This is a genomic window from Microbacterium terricola (genome assembly GCF_027943945.1).
Classification (GTDB): domain Bacteria; phylum Actinomycetota; class Actinomycetes; order Actinomycetales; family Microbacteriaceae; genus Microbacterium; species Microbacterium terricola.
In genome coordinates, this window is record NZ_AP027141.1 from 2,853,762 (window position 1) to 2,869,658 (window position 15,897).

Genomic DNA, 15,897 nt, shown 5'->3' on the forward strand with positions numbered 1-15,897 from the left:
CGGACGGGACACGCCGCATCGCACGGATCGGATGCGGCGTGTCGCGTCCGTAAACGGTGCGGGGTCAGGGCGAGACGACGAGCCGGGCGTGGGGCATGCGCGCGGTCATCACCGCGATCGCCTCGGGGTTGTCGTCGACCAGGATGGCGTGACGCCCCAGCGCCGAGGCGACGGCCCCGGTCGTGCCGCTGCCGGCGAAGAAGTCGAGCACGCGATCCCCGGGACGACTCGAGGCCTGCACGATGCGGCGCAGGATCCCCTCGGGCTTCTGGGTGGGGTACCCGGTCTTCTCGCGCCCCGTGGTCGGGACGATCGTGTGCCACCAGACGTCGGTGGGGAGCTTGCCGCGGGCAGCCTTCTCCGGCGTGACGAGACCCGGGGCCATGTAGGGCTCGCGGTCGACGGCGGTGCTGTCGAACCAGTACCGATCCGGGTCCTTGACGTAGACCAGGATCGTGTCGTGCTTCGTGGGCCAGCGGCTCCTGCTCTTCGCCCCGTAGTCGTAGGCCCAGATCAGCTCGTTGAGGAAGTGCTCACGGCCGAACAGCGCGTCGAGCAGCACCTTCGCGTAGTGCGCTTCGCGATAGTCGAGATGCAGGTACAGCGTGCCGTCGTCGGCCAGGAGCCGCCACGCCTCGACCAGTCGCGGCTCGAGGAAGCCCCAGTAGTCGTCGAACCGGTCGTCGTAGCGGCGCAGGTCGCCGACCAGTCGCTCGTAGTCGCGGCCCCGATACCCGGCCTTGACCTGCCCACCCGCCGAGGGCGCATCACGCGGCACCGCGGTCTCGACCGCGCGCCCGCGCGAGCGCCCGGTGTTGAACGGCGGATCGAGGTAGATGAGGGTGACCGAGCCGTCGGCGAAGCCGCGGACCACGTCGAGGTTGTCGCCCTGGTGGATCTCCACCGACCCTGCGGCGGGATCGGCGAGCGGAGGCTCAGCGTCCGCGGCCGGCTCCGGTGCCTGGCCGGTCACGGGACGCGGTGCAGCCACGCGTCGGTCGCGAACTTCGACGCCACGAGCGCCTCCGCCTCGGCCACCTCGTCGTCGGTGACGCGCCCCTCGGTCGCGCCGTACAGCGTGGTGAAGGTCGAGGTCAGCGCGGCGATGATCTCCTCGCGGGGCATCCCGGTCTGGCTCCGCAGCGGATCGACGCGCTTCGCGGCCGAGGTCGTGCCCTTGTCGCTGAGCTTCTCGCGGCCGATGCGCAGCACGTCGGTGAGCACCTCGCCGTCCATGTCGTAGCTGAGGCTGGCGTGGTGCAGCACTCCCCCGTTGGCGAGGCGCTTCTGGGCGGCTCCGCCGATCTTGCCGTCGGGGCTCGCGATGTCGTTGAGCGGCTTGTACGTCGCGTCGATCCCGAGCGCGCGCAGCCCCTGCAGCACCCAGTCGTCGAGGAACGCATACGAGTCGGCGAAGGTCATCCCCGCGACGAGGGATGCCGGCACGTACAGCGAGTACGTGATGATCCACTCCGAGGAGATCAGCATCGCGCCGCCGCCGGAGATGCGCCGCACGACCTCGAAGCCGTGCCGCTCCGCCCCGTCCGGGTCGACCTCGTTGCGATACGACTGGAACGAGCCGATCACCACCGCCGAGGAGTCCCACTTCCAGAACCGCAGCGTCGGGCGCCGCCGACCGTCGCCGACGCGGGTGGTGAGCACCTCGTCGAGCGCCAGGTTCATGTGCGGCGAGCGCGCCTCGTCGAGCACGACCTCCCACTCGAAGTCGCGCCAGCCGGGCGCCGTGATCAGCGCGCGGCGCACGGCCGTGCCCACAGATTCGGGCGTGAATCCGAGCAGCTGGGCACCCTCAGGCAGCGCCGCGCGCACCGCCGCCGCGATCGTCGCCACATCCGCGGTGAGCGGGAGCCCCGTCACCGCCGCGTCGATGTCGGCGAGCGCGTCATCCGGCTCGAGGAAGAAGTCGCCCGCGAGGTGGAAGTCCGCGATGCGGCCGTCGCGCTCCTCGAGGTCGACGACGACCAGCTTGCCGCCGGGGACCTTGTATTCGCCGTGCATGCGACCAGCCTAGAGTCGCGCAGGGCGCGCGGCGTCAGTCCCGGGCGGCGAAGCGCTGGTCGAGCCAGGCGAGCAGGTCGCCGCGCACGTCCGCCTGGGCGACCTCGTTGAAGATCTCGTGGCGCGCGCCTGGGTACACGAGCGTGGTCACATCCGTGAACCCGGAGCGCTGCCGGTAGGCGTCGGCCAGCCGGTGCACGCTGCGCGGACCGCCGACCGGGTCGTCGCGACCGACCATCAGCAGAGTCGGGATGTCGCGTCCGAGACCCTTGCGCGGCTTGCCGATGATGCGCAGGGTGTCGAGCGGCCCGAACAGCTGCGGCAGGGTGCGGGTGGTCGTGAGCGGGTCGTCGAGGAAGGCACGTCCCACCTCGAGGTCGGACGACAGCCATTCGGTGCCCAGTGCGTCGGGGCCGCGCCAGGCCTTGTTGAGGTCGCCGGAGTTGAGCGAGCCGGGCCAGCGCAGCGACGACCCGCTGAGCACGAGTGCGTCGTAGGCCTCCGGATGCTGGTTCACCAGGATCTGCGCGAGGAACGACCCCCACGAGTGGCCCAGCAGCACGAGCGGCAGCCCGGGGTTCTCGGCGCGGATCAGACCGGTCAGATGCCAGATCGCCGCGACTGCCGCGCGCAGCCCGCCCGGACCGAGGGTTCCGAGCTTCGCGGCGTCGCCGCCGTGCTGCCCCATGCCGGTGCGACCGTGGCCGCGGTGGTCGTCGGCATAGACGATGTACCCCTCCGCGGTGAGGGCTGCGATGGTGGCCGCATAGCGGCCGGCGTGCTCGCCGACGCCGTGCAGCAGCTGCACGACGGCGCGCGGGGTCGTCGCGGCGGGGTGGACGTCGTAGATGATCTCGACGCCGTGCGCGTCCGTGAAGGAACGGGCTTCGGTGGGCTCGGGCATGCACCGACTCTAGAGGTCGCACCGGTTCCGCACCCGATCCGCGCCGGTACTCCCTCGCATTTACTTAGCAAGGCTAATGAGCTAAGCTAACTAATCTATGCCGCCGACTCCAGAGCCCCCTGCCATCGACCTCGCCCACGCCGCATCCGATCTGCGGATGGCGACGTTCCGCCTCGCCCGGCGCCTGCGCGCACAGCAGGCGGTCGACACGATGAGCGACGGGCAGTACGCGGTGCTCGCCGCACTCAAGGTGCACGGCCCGCACACCCTCGGCGAGCTGGCCGATCGCGAGCGGGTCTCCGCCCCCTCGATGAACCGCACAGTGAACTGCCTCGAGGAGCTCGGCTACCTCAGCCGCACGCCCGACACCGACGACCGCCGCAAGGTCAACATCGCCCTCACCGAGGCGGGGCTGGGCGTCGTCGACGAGACGACGCGCCGCCGCGACGCGTGGCTCGAGGGCGCGCTCTCGTCGCTGTCCGCCGACGACCTCGAGACGGTCGCCCGCGCGGCGGACCTGATGCGGGAGGTGGCCGCACGATGAGCGCCATGTTCCGCTCGTTCGCCGTCTTCAACTACCGGGTCTGGTTCATCGGCGCCCTGGTGTCCAACATCGGCGCCTGGATGCAGGCGACCGCCCTCAGCTGGGTGGTGCTCACCGAGCTCACGAACAACGACGCCGGTGCGATGGGCGTCACGATGGCGCTGCAGTTCGCGCCGCCGCTGCTGCTGGTGGGAGTCACCGGCTGGGTCGCCGACCGGTTCGAGCGCCGCCGTCTGCTGATGCTCACGCAGAGCCTGCTCCTGGTGCTCGGTCTCGCCATCGGCGTCATGCTGCTGCTCGGCGCGATGACCCTGCCGATCATGTACGGCTTCGCCCTCGCGCTCGGTGTGGTCTCGGCGTTCGACAATCCCGCCCGGCAGGCCTTCGTCTCGGATCTGGTGAGCCGCGAGAACGCCTCCAACGCGGTCGCGCTCAACGCCGCCTCCTTCAACGGCGCGCGCATGATCGGCCCCGCGGTGGCCGGCATCGTGATCGTCGCCGTCGGCACCGGCTGGGTGTTCCTCGTCAACGCGGTCACCTTCCTCGCGATGATCGTCGCGCTGCGGCTCATCCGCATCGATGACCTCATCCCCCGCGCGAAGGCGACCGGGGCGGCGCGCCTGGCCGACGGGTTCCGCTACGTCGGGCGACGCCCCGACCTGCTCGTGACGTTCGCGATGGTGTTCCTGCTCGGCGCCTTCGGCATGAACTTCCCGATCTTCGCCTCGACCATGGCGCTCGAGTTCGGCCAGGAAGCCGACGGCTACGGCCTGCTCAGCTCGATCCTCGCCGTGGGCTCGCTGGCCGGCGCGCTGCTGGCCGCCCGTCGCGACCGCGCCCGCATCCGACTCGTCGTCGGCGGCACCGCACTGTTCGCGGTGGCCGCGGCGGTGTCCTCGTTCATGCCCACCTACTGGGCATATGCCATCACGCTCATGTTCACCGGATTCGCGGTCGTCACGACCCTGACCACCGCGAACGGCTACGTCCAGACCACCACCGACCCGGTGCTGCGTGGCCGCGTGATGGCCCTGTACATGGCGATCCTGATGGGGGGAACGCCGTTCGGTGCTCCCATCGTCGGCTGGGTGGCATCCGAGTTCGGCCCGCGGTCGGCCATCCTGCTCGGCGCGGCGGCCGCGTTCGTCGCCTTCGCCATCGGGGCGACCTGGATGCTGGCATCCGGCCGCGTGCACCGGCACGAGACGAAGCGGTTCACCCTGACGATCGACGAGACCGTCCCGGTGACCGTCATCCGCCCGGAGCCTGAGCAGTTCAGCGACGAGGTCGCCGGCACCACCCCGATCGCGCTGCCGCGGCCCACGCGCTGACGCGCAGCATCCGCCGCTCTTCCGAGCCTCGCGTGTGCGCGAGATCACGTGATCTCGGCGAGCCCACCCGCTATGGGGCACCAGAACATGTGCGCTCATCGAGATCACGTGATCTCGGTGCGCGGGCGACTCTCAGCTGCCGGCGGTCGAGGCTCGCACGACCAGCTCCGGCTGGAACACGATGTGCTCGCGCGGCCGCGCCTCGCCCTGCTGCAGCTCGAGCAGGAGGTCGACCGCGGTCGAGCCGATCAGCGTGGCCGGCTGACGCACCGAGCTGAGCGGGATGACCGCGGCCGCGGAGAAGTCGATGTCGTCGTAGCCGATCAGGGCGATGTCGTCGGGCACGCGCACGTCGCCGGTCATCACGAGACTCTGCAGGATGCCGAGGGCGAGCAGGTCGTTCGCGGCGAACACCGCATCAGGACGGGCGGATGCGTCACGCTGCAGGATGCGGGCGCCGGCCCGCCGACCCTCCTCCACCGTCAGCGCGTCGGTGCCGATGAACTCGATGGACGCACCGGCGTCGGCCACGGCGCCCTGCGCGCCGGCGAGGCGGTCGGAGACCTGGCGGATCGAGACGGGCCCGCCCACGAACGCGATGCGCCGGCGTCCGATGTCGAGCAGATGACGTGCGGCGATGCGGCCGCCCTCGACGTCGTCCACCGCGACCGACGCGAACGTCGGATCGTGCGACTCGCGGTCGACCAGGACCGTCGGGATGCCGCGGTCGCGCATCCGGCTGAGGCGGGGCAGGTTCTCGGCGACCGGGGTCACCAGCACCCCGAAGACGCGCTGCTGCTCGAACAGATCGAGGTGCGTCGCCTCCCTGTCCTGCCGCTCGTCGCTGTTGGCCACCAGGACGGAGAGCCCGTGCTCGCCCGCACGCTCCTCGGCACCGCGCGCGACCTCCGTGAAGAACGGGTTGCGCAGGTCGAGGACGACCAGCCCGATCGTGCGGCTGCGCCCCGCACGTAGCTGGCGGGCCGCGTCGTTGCGCACGAACCCGAGTCGCTCGATCGACGCCTGCACCCGGGCCACCGTCTCGGCGCCGACCTTCTCGGGCCGGTTGAGCACATTCGACACCGTGCCGACCGACACACCGGCGTCGTCGGCGACGTCCCGCACGCTGACCGTCATCGGCCCTCCTTCGTTGGTGCACTCTATCCAACACCCGAATGAAACGACTCACTCACGATCTCCCCGCTCGCTTGACAGCCATTCGGCGCGTGCCCTAATCTCGCATTCGCAGGGCATGAAACGATTCATCCCTCAATGGAGAGAGTGGGTGATGTCCTCGATGCGCGCGACGCCAGTGCTCGAACTCGCGGACGTTCAGAAGGCCTTCGGCGCGGTGATCGCCCTGCGGTCAGGCACCATCTCGGTCGACGCGGGTTCGATCCACGCGCTCGTCGGCGAGAACGGTGCGGGCAAGTCGACGCTCGTGAAGATCGTCGCGGGGCTGTACCAGCGCGACGGCGGCATCTTCCGACTGAAGGGCGAGGACGTCGACTTCACCTCGACCGCCCAGTCGAAGGCCGCGGGGATCGCGGTGATCTACCAGGAGCCCACGCTCTTCCCCGACCTCTCCGTCACCGAGAACATCTTCATGGGACGCCAGCCCACCGGCCGGCTCGGCCGGATCGACCGCAAGTCGATGCGCCACGAGGTCGAGCGGCTCTTCACGCGGCTGGGCGTCGCGATCGACCCGGACCGTCCGGCCGAGGGACTCTCCATCGCCGACCAGCAGGTCATCGAGATCGCCAAGGCCGTGTCGCTCGACGCCACGCTGCTCATCATGGACGAGCCGACCGCCGCGCTCTCCGGCGTCGAGGTCGAGCGGCTGTTCACGATCGCGCGGAGCCTGCGCGACGAGGGCCGCGCCCTCATCTTCATCTCGCACCGGTTCGACGAGGTGTTCGCACTCTGCGACACCATCACCGTCATGCGCGACGGCGCCTACATCGCCACCAGCCCGATCTCCGAGACCTCCGTCGACCAGATCGTGCGCCAGATGGTCGGCCGTGAGGTCACCGAGCTGTACCCCAAGCAGGAGACCACAGTCGGCGAGCCTCTGCTCGAGGTCGAGGGGCTGACCAGCCCCGGCGTCTTCCACGACATCTCCTTCACGGTGCGCGCCGGCGAGATCGTGGGGCTCGCGGGCCTCGTCGGCGCCGGTCGCAGCGAGGTCGCCCGCGCCGTCTTCGGCGTCGACGGGTACCGCGACGGGACCGTCCGCGTGAGCGGCAAGACGATCGGGCGCAGCCGCCCCGTCGACGCCATGCGCGCCGGCATCGCGCTCGTCCCGGAAGACCGCCGCAAGCAGGGGCTCGTGGTCGAGTCCGGCGTCGGCCACAACATCACGCTGGCCATCCGCAAGCAGCTCGCGAAGTTCGGCCTGCTCACCACCGGCATGGAGAACCGCGCCGCGAAGGAGTGGGCCAGCCGCCTCGAGGTGAAGACGCATGCGCTCGACACCGTGGCGGCGACGCTGTCCGGCGGCAACCAGCAGAAGGTCGTCCTGGCCAAGTGGCTCGCCACGCAGCCCAAGGTGCTGATCATCGACGAGCCCACCCGCGGCATCGACGTCGGCACGAAGTCCGAGGTGCACCGGCTCATCTCGCAGCTCGCCGGCGAAGGCATGGGGATCCTGATGATCTCGTCCGAGCTGCCCGAGGTGCTCGGCATGGCCGACCGCGTCCTCGTCATGCGCGAAGGCCGCATCACGGCCGAGATCGCCCGCTCGGAGGCCACCTCCGAGAACGTCATGTTCGCCGCCACCCACGCATCGGAGCAGCTGAAGTGACCAGCGCACCCACGACCCGCATCCCCGTCTCCGGGCTCACCAAGCACATCGGCGCGCTCGGCAAGGCGCGCGAGTTCGGCATCCTGATCGCGCTCGCCCTCGTCGTGATCGCCGCCACCGTGAAGAACCCGGCGTTCCTGTTCAGCGCCGACGGCTGGCGCGACCTCCTGCTGACCCCGTCGATCCTCGTGCTCGTCGCAGTCGGCCAGGCGATCGTCATCATCACCCGCAACGTCGACCTCTCGGTCGGATCGGTGATGGGCCTGTCCGCCTACCTGACCGGCAGCCTGTTCATCAACGTGCCGGCCCTGCCGATCCCCGTCGTCGTCCTCATCGCCGTCGTCTTCGGCGCCCTGCTCGGCGCGATCAACGGTGCGCTCGTCGCCTTCGCGCGGGTGCCTGCCATGGTGATCACCCTCGGCACGCTGTACGCCTACCGCGGCATCAACGTCATGTGGGCGGGCAGCAACCGCGTGAACGCCTCGGACATGCCGCCGGAGTTCCTGGCCCTCGGCACCGGCTCGATCCTGTGGATCCCGATCCTCTCCATCGTCGCCGTCGTCGTGCTGGCCGTGGCCGCCTGGTACATGCGCAACACCCGCGGCGGCCGCGAGTACTACGCGATCGGCTCCGACCCGGCAGCCGCCGAGCTGTACGGCCTGCGCGTCACCCGCCGGGTGCTCACCGCCTTCATCCTCTCCGGGGCGCTCGCGGGCCTGGCCGGTGTGTTCTACGCCGCCCGCTACGGCTCGGTCAGCTCGCAGGCCGGAGCCGGATGGGAGCTGGATGCTGTCGGCGCCGCCGTCATCGGCGGCGTCGCGATCACCGGCGGTGTCGGCTCGGTCTGGGGCGCGGCGATCGGCGCGGTCCTGCTGATGACCATCAACCGGGCGCTGCCCATCCTCGGCATCCCCGACTTCTGGCAGCGCGCCGTCGTCGGCGTGCTCATCATCGGCGCCATCGTGCTCGACCGCGTGCTCGCGGTCAGACAGAGACGGCGGCTCATCGAGGCGAGGGACCAATCATGACCACCACCGCCACCACCGAGACCACCCGCGTGATCCGCGACTACGACAAGCCCCTGTGGCGCCGGCTGCTGCTGACGCGCGAGGCCGCCATCGTCGGCCTGCTGATCCTGGTCGTCGTCGTCGCCTCCGCCACGGTGCGCGGCTTCGGTCAGCCCATCACGCTGAACTACCTGCTGCTGGACATCGCGCCGATCCTCCTCATCGCGCTGCCGATGACCCTCATCATGATCACCGGCGAGATCGACCTGTCGGTCGGCAGCATGGTCGGCCTGTCCAGCGTCGTCACCGGCGTCGGCATCCAGGCCGGGCTCCCCTTCGAGGTCGCCGCACTGCTGGCGCTGCTCGTCGGCGTGGTCGGGGGCGCCTTCAACGGCTTCCTCGTGACCGTCGTCGGCCTGCCCTCGCTCGCCGTCACGATCGGAACCCTGGCGCTGTTCCGCGGGCTCGCGGTCGGCCTCCTCGGCACCACAGCGGTGACGAACTTCCCGGAGACCTGGACGGCATTGGCCAAGGCGAAGATCGCCGGCACGACGATCCCGTACATCATGGTGCCGTTCCTCATCCTGCTGGCGATCTTCGTGATCATGCTGCACTTCACCCCGTTCGGGCGCGGGATCTACGCCATCGGCCTGTCGAAGGATGCTGCGCGCTTCTCCGGCGTCGACGTCGAGCGCACGAAGATGGTGCTGTTCGTGCTCGCCGGAGTGGTCTCGGCGTTCGCCGGCATCTACTACACGCTGCGCTTCGGCAGCGCCCGCGGCGACAACGCCACCGGGCTCGAGCTGCAGGTGATCGCAGCGGTCGTGCTCGGCGGGGTGTCGGTCTTCGGCGGCCGAGGCCAGCTCTACGGGGTCGTCGCCGCCGCGCTCCTCATCGGCGTCCTCGCCAGCGCTCTGCGCCTGGCCAACGTCACCTCCGACGTCATCAACATCATCACCGGCGTGCTCCTGGTGCTCTCGGTCGTCGCAGCCAGCGTCCTGACGTGGCTGCAGAAGGCCAGACGCCGCCCGGGGCGCCCCCCACGCGTCGCGACCTCCACAGCACCATGACGAGGTCGCAACTCCCCGCCGACGACAGCAGTCACGGCGGACCCCACGAAAGGAAAAGAACAATGACGTTTGCACGCAAGCGTGTGGCCGGGGTGGCGGCGGTGGCCGTGGCGGCTGCGCTGGCCCTGTCCGGCTGTGCCGACACCGGCACCTCCGGCTCGCCGTCGGAGGAGCCGGGCTCCGGCGACACCGGCAACCTGGCGGTCACGTTCCTGCCGAAGAACCTCGGCAACCCGTACTTCGACACGTCCAGCAAGGGCGGCAAGGCGGCGGTCGAGGAGTTCGGCGGCACGTTCGCCGAGGTCGGCCCCGCAGAGGCCACCCCCGACGCGCAGGTCTCCTACATCAACACCGCGACCCAGCAGGGTGTCGGTGCGCTGGTGGTCTCCGCGAACGACCCGCAGGCGATCTGCGACGCCCTGAACGAGGCGCGCGACGCCGACGTGAAGGTCGTCACGTTCGACTCGGACACGAACCCGGACTGCCGTGACCTGTTCATCAACCAGGCCACCGCGGACGGCATCGCGAAGATCCAGGTCGACCTGATCGCCGAGCAGATCGGCGACGAGGGCGAGATCGCGATCCTGTCGGCCTCGGCCAACGCGACCAACCAGAACGCGTGGATCGAGACGATGACCGAGATCCTCGCCGCCGACCACCCGAACATCACCCTGGTGGAGACGGTGTACGGCGACGACGACGACCAGACCTCGTTCGACAAGACGGCGGCGCTGCTGCAGTCCCACCCGAACCTGAAGGGCATCATCTCGCCCACCACGGTCGGCATCTCGGCCGCCGCCCGCTACCTGTCCACCTCGGACTACAAGGGCAAGGTCGCGCTGACCGGCCTCGGCACCCCGAACCAGATGCGCGAGTTCGTCGAGGACGGCACCGTCACCGCGTTCGCGCTGTGGAACCCGGAAGACCTCGGCTACCTCGCCGCGTGGGCCGCGCAGGCGCTCATCACCGGTGAGATCACCGGCGCAGAGGGCGACTCGTTCTCGGCCGGCAAGCTCGGCGACTACGAGGTCGGCGCCGACGGCACCGTCCTGCTCGGCGACCCCTACGTCTTCGACGCAGACAACATCGGCGACTTCGACTTCTAAGAAGCCGCCACGCCCGGCCGGTCGGCAACGGCCGGCCGGGCACCCCCCGAAAGAGGAAACCATGACGCGCGTGTCCTTCCAGCTCCAGGTCGCACCCGAGCTGCTCGACGAGTACATCGCCCGTCACACCCCCGTCTGGCCCGAGATGCTCGCAGAGATCGCGGCAGCCGGGCGACGCAACTACTCCCTGTTCCTCGGCGACGGCGGCCGCCTGTTCGGCTACTACGAGACCGACGACGACGCGGCAGCGCAGGCATATCTCGCCGCCTCCCCCGTCGCCGCCCGCTGGGAAGCGGAGATGGGCCGATTCTTCGTCGGCCTCGACGGACGCCCCGACCAGGCGGCCACCCCCTTGACCGAGGTGTTCCACCTCGAAGACCAGCTCGCCGCGGCGAGCGCGCAGACCCCACGTACCGACACCCTCACCGAAAGCGACGCATCGTGAGCACTCTGACTCCCGACATCCTCTCCACCCTGGAGCAGCAGGGCATCGAACTCCCCTCGTGGGCGTTCGGCAACTCGGGCACCCGCTTCAAGGTGTTCACGACCCCGGGCACCCCGCGCGACCCGTTCGAGAAGATCGCGGACGCCGCCGAGGTGAACCGGGTGACCGCCCTCGCCCCGAGCGTGGCGCTGCACATCCCGTGGGACAAGGTCGACGACTACGCCGTGCTGCGCAGGCACGCCGAGGACCTCGGCGTCGCGCTCGGCACGATCAACTCCAACACCTTCCAGGACGACGACTACAAGTTCGGCGCCCTCACCCACGAGGACGCGGGCGTGCGCCGAAAGGCCATCGACCACCACCTCGAGTGCATCGACATCATGGACGCCACGGGCTCCCGCGATCTGAAGATCTGGCTCGCGGAGGGGTCGAACTACCCCGGTCAGGCCGATCTCCGCGGCCGGCAGGATCGCCTGCACGAGTCGCTGCAGGAGATCTACGCCCGCCTGTCGGGCGAGCAGCGGCTCGTGCTCGAGTACAAGTTCTTCGAGCCGGCGTTCTACCACACCGACGTCCCGGACTGGGGCACCAGCTACGCGCAGGTGGCCGCACTGGGCGACCGCGCGATGGTGTGCCTGGACACCGGCCACCACGCGCCCGGCACGAACATCGAGTTCATCGTGATGCAGCTGCTGCGGCTCGGGAAGCTCGGCTCGTTCGACTTCAACTCGCGGTTCTATGCCGACGACGACCTGATCGTCGGGGCCGCCGACCCGTTCCAGCTGTTCCGGATCGTCTACGAGGTCATCCGCGGCGGCGGGCTCAACAACCCCGATGTCGCCTTCATGCTCGACCAGTGCCACAACGTCGAGAAGAAGATCCCCGGCCAGATCCGCTCGGTACTGAACGTGCAGGAGATGACCGCTCGCGCGCTGCTCGTCGACGCCGAGGCGCTGCGCGCCGCCCAGGTCTCCGGCGACGTGCTCGCCGCGAACGCCGTGCTCATGGACGCGTTCTACACCGACGTGCGTCCGGCCCTGGCCGAATGGCGCGAGTCGCGCGGACTGCCGGCCGACCCGATGGCGGGGTTCGCAGCATCCGGCTATCAGGAGAAGATCGAGGCCGATCGCGTCGGCGGCGTGCAGGCCGGATGGGGCGCGTGACCGCGATGACGAACGACACCACCGTTCCGGTTCCTGAGCCTGTCCAAGGGCTCGTCGCGCGCAGCAACCGTCTGGGCTCCGACCCGAAGAACACGAACTACGCCGGCGGCAACACCTCCGCCAAGGGCACCGAGACCGACCCTGTGACCGGGCAGCCGGTCGAGCTGCTGTGGGTGAAGGGCTCGGGCGGCGACCTCGGCACGCTGAAGCCCGAGGGGCTCGCGGTGCTGCGTCTGGACCGCGTGCGCGCGCTCGTGAACGTCTACCCGGGCGTCGAGCGCGAGGACGAGATGGTCGCCGCGTTCGACTACTGCCTGCACGGCAAGGGCGGCGCGGCGCCGTCGATCGACACCGCGATGCACGGACTCGTGGATGCGGCGCACGTCGACCACCTGCATCCGGATTCCGGGATCGCGATCGCGACCGCCGCCGACGGCGAGCAGCTCACGGCGACCATCTTCGGCGACAAGGTCGTGTGGGTGCCGTGGCGGCGCCCCGGCTTCCAGCTCGGGCTCGACATCGCGGCCATCAAGGCGCAGCACCCCGACGCGATCGGCTGCATCCTCGGCGGGCACGGCATCACCGCCTGGGGGGACACGTCGGACGAGGCGGAGGCCCACTCGCTGTGGATCATCCGCACGGCGGAGGCGTACATCGCCGAGCACGGCCGCCCCGACCCGTTCGGCGGCGTGCGTCCCGGTTTCGACGCGCTCCCGGAGGCGGACCGTCGCGCCCGCGCCGCAGCGCTCGCGCCGACGATCCGCGGCATCGCCTCGCACGACAAGCCGATGGTCGGGCATTTCACCGACGCGGACGTCGTGCTCGACTTCCTCGCCGCCGAGCGCGCGCCCGAACTGGCCGCCCTCGGCACCAGCTGCCCCGACCACTTCCTGCGCACGAAGGTCAAGCCGATGCTGCTCGACCTGCCCGCGACGGCGACGCTCGACGAGCAGCTCGCCCGTCTGGCGGAGCTGCACCAGGAGTACCGGGCCGACTACCAGGCGTACTACGACGCGCACGCGACGGCGGATTCGCCCGCGATCCGCGGCGCCGACCCGCTCATCGTGCTGGTGCCGGGCGTCGGCATGTTCAGCTTCGGCGCGAACAAGCAGACCGCCCGGGTCGCCGGCGAGTTCTACGTCAACGCGATCAACGTGATGCGCGGCGCCGAGTCGCTGTCGACCTACTCCCCCATCTCGGACGCGGAGAAGTTCCGCATCGAGTACTGGGCGCTGGAGGAGGCCAAGCTGCAGCGGATGCCGAAGCCGAAGACCCACCAGGGGCGCATCGCGTTCGTGACCGGCGCAGCCTCCGGCATCGGCAAGGCCATCGCGGTGCGGCTGGCGGCGGAGGGCGCGTGCGTCGTCGTCGCCGACCTCGACCTCGAGAAGGCGCAGGCGGTCGCCGCGGAGCTCGGCTCGACCGACGTCGCGATCGGCGTGGCCGCGAACGTCGCGGACGCCGCGGGCGTGCAGGCCGCGATCGACGCCACCGTGCTCGCCTTCGGCGGCATCGACCTCGTCGTCAACAACGCCGGACTGTCGCTGTCGAAGCCGCTGCTGGAGACCACCGAGAAGGACTGGGATCTGCAGCACGACGTCATGGCCAAGGGCTCGTTCCTGGTGTCGAAGGCCGCGGCATCCGCCCTCATCGCGCAGAAGATGGGCGGCGACGTCATCTACATCTCGTCGAAGAACTCGGTGTTCGCGGGCCCGAACAACATCGCCTACTCGGCGACCAAGGCCGACCAGGCGCACCAGGTGCGCCTCCTCGCGGTCGAGCTCGGCGAGCACGGCGTGCGCGTGAACGGCATCAACCCCGACGGCGTCGTGCGCGGCTCCGGCATCTTCGCGTCCGGCTGGGGCGCAAACCGCGCCGCCACCTACGGCGTCGACGAGGAAGACCTCGGCCAGTTCTACGCGAACCGCACGATCCTCAAGCGCGAGGTCGTGCCCGAGAACGTCGCCGACGCGGTCTACGTGCTGACCGGCCCTGAGCTCTCGCGCACCACCGGCCTGCACATCCCGGTCGACTCCGGCGTCGCGGCGGCATTCCTGCGATGACCGGAGGGAGCGTCGCGGCGGTCGACCTCGGGGCGACGAGCGGGCGGGTCATCGTCGGCCACGTCGGCCCGGACACCCTCGAGACCACGCAGGTCGCGCGGTTCGCGAACGACCCGGTCACCGCCGGCGATGGACTGCACTGGGATGTCCTGTCGCTCTACGGCGCGGCGGTCAAGGGGCTCCGCGAGGCGTTCCGCAGCGAACCGCAGATCGCGAGCATCGGCGTGGACTCGTGGGCGGTGGACTACGGGATGCTGCGCGACGGGCGACTGCTCGGCAACCCGTTCCACTACCGCGACGAGCGCACCGCCCGCGGCGTCGAGGCGGTGCACGCGCGCATGCCGCACGCCGAGCTATTCGAGCGCAACGGCCTGCAGTTCCTGCCGTTCAACACCCTCTACCAGCTGGCCGCCGAACCGCACGAGCTGCTGCAGTTCGCCGACACCGCCCTCCTCATTCCCGACCTGGTCGGCTACTGGCTCACCGGCCAGGCGCGCGCCGAGCAGACGAACGCCTCCACCACCGGTCTGCTCCGGGTCCTGGGCGGCGAGTGGGACGATGAGCTGATCGCCGGACTCGGCCTGCCCCGCAGCATCCTGCCCCCGCTCATCGCCCCCGGCGACACCGTCGGCACGCTGCTGCCCGACGTCGCCGCCGCTCTCGGCGCTCCCGCCGGCGTGCCGGTCACCGCCGTCGGCTCGCACGACACCGCCTCGGCGGTCGTCGCCGTCCCCATGCAGCCGGATGCTGCCGCCTACATCTCCTGCGGCACGTGGGGGCTCGTGGGCGTCGAGGTGGAGCGCCTCGTGCTCACCCCCGATGCGCTGCGCGCGAACTTCACGAACGAGGGCGGTGTGGACGGGCGCGTGCGCCTGCTGCACAACGTGATGGGGCTGTGGGTGCTGAGCGAGGCGGTGCGCTGGTGGGAGCGCACCGAGGGCCACCGCATCGACCTGCCCACGCTGCTCGATTCCGCCGAAGAGGTGGATGCCGCGACGGTGCCCGTCTTCGACGTGAACGACCCCCGGTTCCTGGCCCCCGGCGACATGCCCGGCCGCATCGACGCGTGGTGCGCCGAGCACGGCCTGGCCGCCCCGCGCACCCGCGCCGCCTACGCCCGCTCGATCGTCGAGTCGCTCGCGCAGGCATTCGCCGATGCGGCACGCGAAGCCGGCCGCATCGGCGGCGTCGACGTGCGAGCCATCCACATCGTCGGCGGCGGCGCGCTCAACGAGCTGCTCTGCCAGCGCACCGCCGACCGGGCGGGGCTCCCCGTGCTGGCGGGTCCGGTCGAGGCGACCGCGCTCGGCAACGTGCTCGTGCAGGCGCGCGCGGCCGGTCTCGTGTCCGGCTCGCTGGAGTCGCTGCGCGACCTCGTCGCCCGCACCCACCGCCCGCGCCGTCACGAGCCGCGCAGCTAGGGTGACGCCGCACGTCCGCGG

14 protein-coding genes are annotated in these 15,897 nt (G+C 70.5%); 10 read left to right on the forward strand and 4 right to left on the reverse strand.

What is annotated here, in order from left to right; translation table 11 throughout:
* Positions 1-64 precede the first annotated feature (64 nt).
* The 3 genes from Microterr_RS13590 to Microterr_RS13600 are packed head-to-tail and all read right to left on the reverse strand — an operon-like array spanning position 65 to position 2,923.
* A complete protein-coding gene (locus Microterr_RS13590) occupies positions 65-991 on the reverse strand; it encodes a DNA-methyltransferase (protein WP_425560937.1) in 927 nt (308 codons plus the stop codon).
* Positions 970-2,019, reverse strand: a complete 1,050-nt coding sequence (gene lplAB, locus Microterr_RS13595) for a lipoate-protein ligase LplAB (protein ID WP_263797371.1) — start codon at positions 2,017-2,019, stop codon at positions 970-972. The genes Microterr_RS13590 and lplAB overlap by 22 nt, the downstream gene beginning before the upstream one ends.
* A 34-nt stretch (positions 2,020-2,053) precedes the next feature.
* Positions 2,054-2,923 (reverse strand): lysophospholipase, encoded by an 870-nt coding sequence (locus Microterr_RS13600; RefSeq protein ID WP_263797370.1) that lies wholly within the window; start codon positions 2,921-2,923, stop codon positions 2,054-2,056.
* 97 nt (positions 2,924-3,020) lie between these two features.
* Between Microterr_RS13600 and Microterr_RS13605 the strand changes: the two genes are divergently transcribed.
* Positions 3,021-3,467, forward strand: a complete 447-nt coding sequence (locus Microterr_RS13605) for a MarR family winged helix-turn-helix transcriptional regulator (RefSeq protein WP_263797369.1) — start codon at positions 3,021-3,023, stop codon at positions 3,465-3,467.
* Complete coding sequence (locus Microterr_RS13610; RefSeq protein WP_263797368.1) at positions 3,464-4,798, forward strand: MFS transporter; 1,335 nt, start codon at positions 3,464-3,466, stop codon at positions 4,796-4,798. Before Microterr_RS13605 ends, Microterr_RS13610 begins: the two co-directional genes overlap by 4 nt.
* Before the next feature lie 132 nt (positions 4,799-4,930).
* On the opposite strand, the gene Microterr_RS13615 is transcribed toward Microterr_RS13610, so the two are convergent.
* A complete protein-coding gene (locus tag Microterr_RS13615) occupies positions 4,931-5,935 on the reverse strand; it encodes a LacI family DNA-binding transcriptional regulator (RefSeq protein WP_263797367.1) in 1,005 nt (334 codons plus the stop codon).
* A gap of 160 nt (positions 5,936-6,095) precedes the next feature.
* Here Microterr_RS13615 and Microterr_RS13620 point away from each other — a divergent pair, with 160 nt between their 5' ends.
* The 8 genes from Microterr_RS13620 (at position 6,096) to Microterr_RS13655 (ending at position 15,876) form a co-directional block, all read left to right on the forward strand.
* On the forward strand, positions 6,096-7,601 hold the full coding sequence (locus tag Microterr_RS13620) for a sugar ABC transporter ATP-binding protein (RefSeq protein ID WP_263797366.1): 1,506 nt from the start codon (positions 6,096-6,098) through the stop codon (positions 7,599-7,601).
* Positions 7,598-8,629 carry an ABC transporter permease gene (locus Microterr_RS13625; RefSeq protein WP_263797365.1) on the forward strand — a complete coding sequence of 344 codons (1,032 nt, stop codon included), beginning with the start codon at positions 7,598-7,600 and terminating at the stop codon, positions 8,627-8,629. The genes Microterr_RS13620 and Microterr_RS13625 overlap by 4 nt, the downstream gene beginning before the upstream one ends.
* Positions 8,626-9,678 (forward strand): ABC transporter permease, encoded by a 1,053-nt coding sequence (locus tag Microterr_RS13630; RefSeq protein ID WP_263797363.1) that lies wholly within the window; start codon positions 8,626-8,628, stop codon positions 9,676-9,678. The genes Microterr_RS13625 and Microterr_RS13630 overlap by 4 nt, the downstream gene beginning before the upstream one ends.
* A gap of 62 nt (positions 9,679-9,740) precedes the next feature.
* Positions 9,741-10,784 (forward strand): rhamnose ABC transporter substrate-binding protein, encoded by a 1,044-nt coding sequence (rhaS, locus tag Microterr_RS13635; protein WP_263797361.1) that lies wholly within the window; start codon positions 9,741-9,743, stop codon positions 10,782-10,784.
* A gap of 61 nt (positions 10,785-10,845) precedes the next feature.
* On the forward strand, positions 10,846-11,229 hold the full coding sequence (locus Microterr_RS13640; RefSeq protein ID WP_263797360.1) for an L-rhamnose mutarotase: 384 nt from the start codon (positions 10,846-10,848) through the stop codon (positions 11,227-11,229).
* The gene (rhaI, locus tag Microterr_RS13645) at positions 11,226-12,392 is read left to right on the forward strand and encodes an L-rhamnose isomerase (protein ID WP_263797358.1); all 1,167 of its coding nucleotides are present in this window, start codon (positions 11,226-11,228) and stop codon (positions 12,390-12,392) included. Before Microterr_RS13640 ends, rhaI begins: the two co-directional genes overlap by 4 nt.
* 5 nt (positions 12,393-12,397) lie before the next feature.
* Entirely contained in the window at positions 12,398-14,455 is a 2,058-nt protein-coding gene (locus tag Microterr_RS13650; RefSeq protein WP_263798748.1) for a bifunctional aldolase/short-chain dehydrogenase, read from the forward strand.
* Positions 14,452-15,876: a rhamnulokinase gene (locus Microterr_RS13655; protein ID WP_263797357.1), complete on the forward strand. Its 1,425-nt coding sequence runs from the start codon at positions 14,452-14,454 to the stop codon at positions 15,874-15,876. The genes Microterr_RS13650 and Microterr_RS13655 overlap by 4 nt, the downstream gene beginning before the upstream one ends.
* Positions 15,877-15,897 lie beyond the last annotated feature (21 nt).